Origin of the sequence: Peterkaempfera griseoplana, from assembly GCF_001418575.1 — a bacterium.
Taxonomy (GTDB): domain Bacteria; phylum Actinomycetota; class Actinomycetes; order Streptomycetales; family Streptomycetaceae; genus Peterkaempfera; species Peterkaempfera griseoplana.
In genome coordinates this window covers 1-4,802 of sequence record NZ_LIQR01000753.1, presented here as the reverse complement: position 1 = coordinate 4,802, position 4,802 = coordinate 1, and the positions used below count along the sequence as shown (strand labels likewise).

General features: G+C 71.3%; 2 protein-coding genes. Both read right to left on the bottom strand.

Translation table 11 applies throughout. The annotated features are described in order from the left end of the window. On the bottom strand, positions 1-967 hold a 967-nt coding region (locus AOK09_RS36395), incomplete at its 3' end, for a L,D-transpeptidase (protein ID WP_245687652.1). Positions 968-1,738: 771 nt separating this feature from the next. Continuing rightward, positions 1,739-3,721, bottom strand: a complete 1,983-nt coding sequence (locus tag AOK09_RS36390) for an endo-beta-N-acetylglucosaminidase (RefSeq protein ID WP_157876196.1) — start codon at positions 3,719-3,721, stop codon at positions 1,739-1,741. Positions 3,722-4,802 lie beyond the last annotated feature (1,081 nt).

Sequence of the window (4,802 nt, the reverse complement as noted above, 5' to 3'; positions counted from 1 at the left end):
CCAGCCACTGCGACCAGGAGAGGTTGAAGGCCGCGTAACCGTTGTCGGCGGCGGCCTTGCCCCGGGGGGAGCCGGTGATGGTGACCGGGTCGCCCTGCTTCACGTAGTCGTAGTACCACTTGGCGTTGGCGAGCGACAGGTGGACGCAGCCGTGCGATCCGTAGCTGTGACCTGGCTGAGGGTCACCGGTCGAGTAGTGGACGTAGGTGCCCGAGTAGGTGAGGTGGACGTCCCAGGGCAGTGTGAGGTCGTAGAAGTTCGGGTTGCCCCGGTCGCAGGTGATCCCCACGCTGCAGGAGGTCATCCGCACCGACCGCTCCTTGTCGAGTACGGCCATGGTGCCGTCCCAGGACGGGAAGCTGGGGCTGCCCGCATCGATGGGCATCGTGCGTACCAGCGAACCGTTGCGGTAGACCTTCATCGAGTGACCCGGTACGTCGACCGTGGTCTTGACCGCGTCTCCGATGGTGAAGCTGTGGTGGTAGTCGTGCGTACCGTAGCGGCCGTTGCCGTCGCCGACCCCGTCGAGGGCCGCGTCCACGGTCACGTGCGCTCCCGTGGGCCACATCTGCTCGGGCCGCCAGTCGACCCGCCGGTTGCTGAACCAGTGCCAGGCTCCGGTGACCGGTACCGAAGAGGAGACCTGGAGGTGCTGCTCGACTGCCTTGCGGGCGCCGGCCGCCACCGGGTGGGTGAAGACGATGGAGACCGGCATCGCCACGCCCACGGTGGCGCTGTCCGCGGGGGCGAGCGAGTCCAGCAGCAGCGGCGGGCCGGACGGCCGCGTCGGGGACGGGCTCGCAGACGGCGACTGCGACTGGGCCGGCGAGGGGCTGGAAGCGGCCGACGGACGGGCACTTCCCCCGGTCCCCGTGCCACCGTCGAGGGCCGCCGCCGAACCCGAGGTCGACCCACCCGCACCGCAGGCGCACGCGCTCGCCGATATCGCCCCCGCCAGCAGCGCCATCGCCGCCCGACTCCTGAACCGTCGCATGCCTGTACCCATTTCGCTCACGTGCGCCAATCGCACATCCCTAGACTGCGGGCCCCACTGATTGGTTCCCGCTGCGCTCATGAGATGCGACACACCGGGAGTCGCCCGGCGCCGGGTACGGGGCGCACCACGACTCCGGAGGCAACCGTGGGCGGCCCCGGACAAGATGAAGTGGCGGTGGCGGTGACGGGCGGTCGTATCGGGGACGTGGCGGGTCAGCGCCCTGTGGGCCTCGCTCGGCTGCGGCCGCCGGCCAGGGCCGGGGGCGCTCCCGGCATGCAGGATCGCCGCCTCACCGGCTCGGTGAACTCAGGCGACGCCTCATGCGACCGGGGTGGGCGGCCGCCTGGTCGGCCACGCAGGTCATGCCCTGACCGCAGAGGGTCATCAGGAGAGGGGATCCCGCTCACCCCTCGATGGAGAGGGCGCATCCGGCTCCGGGGGGCGGGCGGCTCGGCGTCCGCGCCGGCCAAGCCGCCCCCATCGGCGCCGAAACGGTTTGGGGTGCGGTCGTTGCGGTCGATCTGCCGGGCCGGGACGGGGCAGGTTCCCGCAGGCCGAGCGTGGGGCGCGTCGGTGGGGCTGTGCCGCCCGCCCTCGTCCCGGTCCGCACTCCGGGGCCCGACAGTTCCGGGCCCGACAGGAGGGAGCCCGACCGGGAGGAGGGCGTCGTCCCGAGTGCTCCGGCCGCACCGACTGCCCGACCGGCCGCCTGGCGTCCGGTCGGGCAGCAGCTGCGCAGGGCTACCAGCGCAGGGTCGTCGCAGTGGCCGGGCTGCGGCGGCCGCTCACCGACACCGCCTCCAGCTCAAGGGCGGTCGTCGCGCCGTCCGTGCCGCGTGCCAGCAGGGGCACGCAGTAGGCGCCGTCATGGATGCGGCCCAGCCACAGCCTGCCGGAGGACGTACGGCGCCAGATGTCGTAGTACGCCACGCCGTTGGGCACGAACTTCCAGCTCAGATAGACGCTCGCGATGTTGTCCGAGATCGCCGCGCGGTCGACGGTGAATCCGGTCGGGGTGGCCGGTACGGGCTCGCGTGCGGTCTCTCCGATCCGCAACTCGCCGATGTTGAGCGCGATGCCCGGGGCACCGTCGGGACCGGCCGCCAACGAGACGGCGACGGCTGCCACCGTGCGGCCCGCCCACTGCCCCAGGGGCGCCGACCAGCGCGACCAGCCGACCCCGGGGGTCCCGGTGACGGTCAGCCACTCCATCTCCGCGGCGTCCTGGAAGACCAGCCACACCCGTAGCGTGGGGCTCGCCGTGCCAGGCGGAGCAGGCGCCATCTGCCGTACCAGATCCACTGCCGTGGTGGCCGTGAGCTTCAGGGCCGTCTTGTAGAGCCACACGAACGCGGACTGCCCGGAGCCGAGGGCGCCGCTGAGTCTGAGCGACGACCCGCCGTCGTACGCCAGGGTGTGGTCGTAGTCCACCTGGATCGCGCTGCTCGGGGCCCCGGAGAGGCCGCGCACCCACCACTGCCAGGTGGGCAGCAGGTCCTGGATGCCGATGTTGAACCACGGCTGGTCCCCGACCTGCCGGCCTTCGATGAAGAAGCGCTCGCCGGTACCGGTGCAGAAGCGGGTCACAAAGGGCAGCGCACCGATCACCGACTTCTCCACGATGTTGTGGGCCGTGCCGTCCCAGCCCGCCGGATCCAGCGGGCGGCTCGGGTCGGGCTGCTTGGTACGCCCGGAGCGCGAGGGGTCCTCCACCGGCCCCGACCACAACTGCCGCTCGCGGGCGTAGACCGGAGCCTGCTTGGCGATGGTGCTCTTGTCGCCCTCCACGGTGGACCAGACCATCTCGGAGCCGAGGAACGCCCAACTGGTGCGGGGAGCGGTCTTGGTGGGGAAGATCGCCACAGGATCGCACACCTGGGCGAACTTGTCCTTTCCGATCTCGCTGCCCGCGTACACGATCTCGAAGGGGTCGAGCTTCAGGGGCTGCACGGCGTAGTCATGCGACTCCTGAATCAGCGTGGCGTCCCACGCGTAGTTGAGGAAGATGCTGCTGCAGACCCGCTGACCGCCCGAGGCCACCCACGGGGCGTTCCGGTCGTCGAGCGCGTTCTCGTAGGAGACCTCGCCGTCCACCGACAGGGAGTCGTACCACTGGACGTGGAACGGCTTGGGAGCCCTGCGCGTCATGTACGCGAGCATCTGCATCAGCAGGGCAGCCTGCGCGGGGGAGACTTTGACCTCCTGGTTGATGAAGTACCCGTCGAAGCCGAAGTAGCCGGCCATGGCGATGAGTTTGTCGGCCAACGGAAAGGTGCCCTGGGGAGTCTTCTCGACGGCCGCGGAGAAGTCGTCGCCCTCTCGCCAGAACCAGCAGCCCAGGCTCAGCGCGCCGTTGCGGTGCGCGGCGTCGGTGTACCCCGGGTTGGGCAGGTTGATCAGCCCGTACGGCGGGTGGGGGTCATGGCTGTGGCCTTCCAGCGGCAGTCCGTGCCAGGAGGCGAACAGGTCCGCGTACTGCCAGAACCGCAGCGCGTACGCCTCGGCGCCGACACCGTAGGGATAGCCCTCGACCTCGGAGCCCGGTTGCATGTAGTCGCCCGCGAGCACCATCAGTCGCGGGCGGGGATCCAGGCCGGGCCGGGACTGCGTGGGGTCGAAGGGGGCGATCCGCGGGGCGAGCGGTACGCGGGAGCGCAGATACGGGGCGTAGCTGTCGGTGTCCGGGCTCCACGCTTTGACCTGCGGAGCCGAGTACCCGTGCATCAGGGGCGGCTCCGGACCGTAGGGACCTCCCGGCCCGAGGGGCGTGTCCGCGGTGCGGACCGGGCCGGGCAGGGTCGTGGTACCGGTGTGCGCGCCGGCGCGCCCGTGCGGGCCCGCGAGCCGGGCCTGTGGTGTCCCCGCGCGGCCGCCGGAACGCTGGAAGGGGCCGGTGTCGTCAGCAGGCATGAGATTCCCATCGCGCCCGAACCCACCGTGCGCCATCCGGCACAGGCCGGGCTCGGCAGTGAAGTACTGGGTCGGCTGTGGATATGCGTCGTCTGTCTCTTCCACCATGACCGGCCCGGCAGCTGACGGCAATCGGGGCACATCGACGTCCCGGTTGCGGGCGGGGTGATGTGGGGGGAAGCGGGGTACGGCGCAGCTCGATGACATGTCTGGTGCGGGATGGTCGGGGTCGCGGCGGCTGCTGCGGCAGGCTGGTGGGTGACCCTTGCCGCAGGGCCGTCGGGGCAGGCAGGCGGCACAGCTGGTGGCTGGAGTCGCCCGGCAGCAGGCCTGGCGGCGGCGGACCTCGGGGCGGCGACCCGGGAGATCCCCGCAACGTCGCAGGCTTCCATGACAGCCTGCGCCCAGGCCTGCTGCCGGGCGCCCTGCTCGCCCAGATGGCGGCGGTGGCTGGTGTGTTGTTCCGAACCTTTGCCTGGCGCTGACATCGCGTCGGGTGGTGCAGCCCGGCAACGACGCTCGTTCCAACGGCCAAGCGATCACCGGCCTGGAACACGGGGACTTGCCTGGGTGAGCCGCCCTCCCATGCTCCAGGCGCAGGGGTGAGCAGCGGGGGCATCCCGTCCACCGGTCCGGGCGGCCTCGACGGCGTTGTGAGGGTGGTGCCCGTACATCTGGTGACGACGGGTCGTCGCCGGGTGTCGGGCTCATCGAAGGTGAGGACGCCGCCGTGTCGACGGGCCGGCCGCCCCGGTGCCGAGGGTGATCGAGGTGCGGACGGCCTCGGTCTGCACGGTGCTCACTCAACGCCTGCCGCGTGTAGGCTGCTTGTCTGGCCGTCGAGCGGCTGGGCAGGTGGTGCCGTTACGCGGCGCGGGTTCTCAGCGCGGCGAGG

What these genes read in the sequence shown, in the direction of transcription:
- AOK09_RS36390 (WP_157876196.1), bottom strand. Translation starts at nt 3,721, where the DNA reads ATGCACGGGTACTCGGCTCCGCAGGTCAAAGCGTGGAGCCCGGACACC.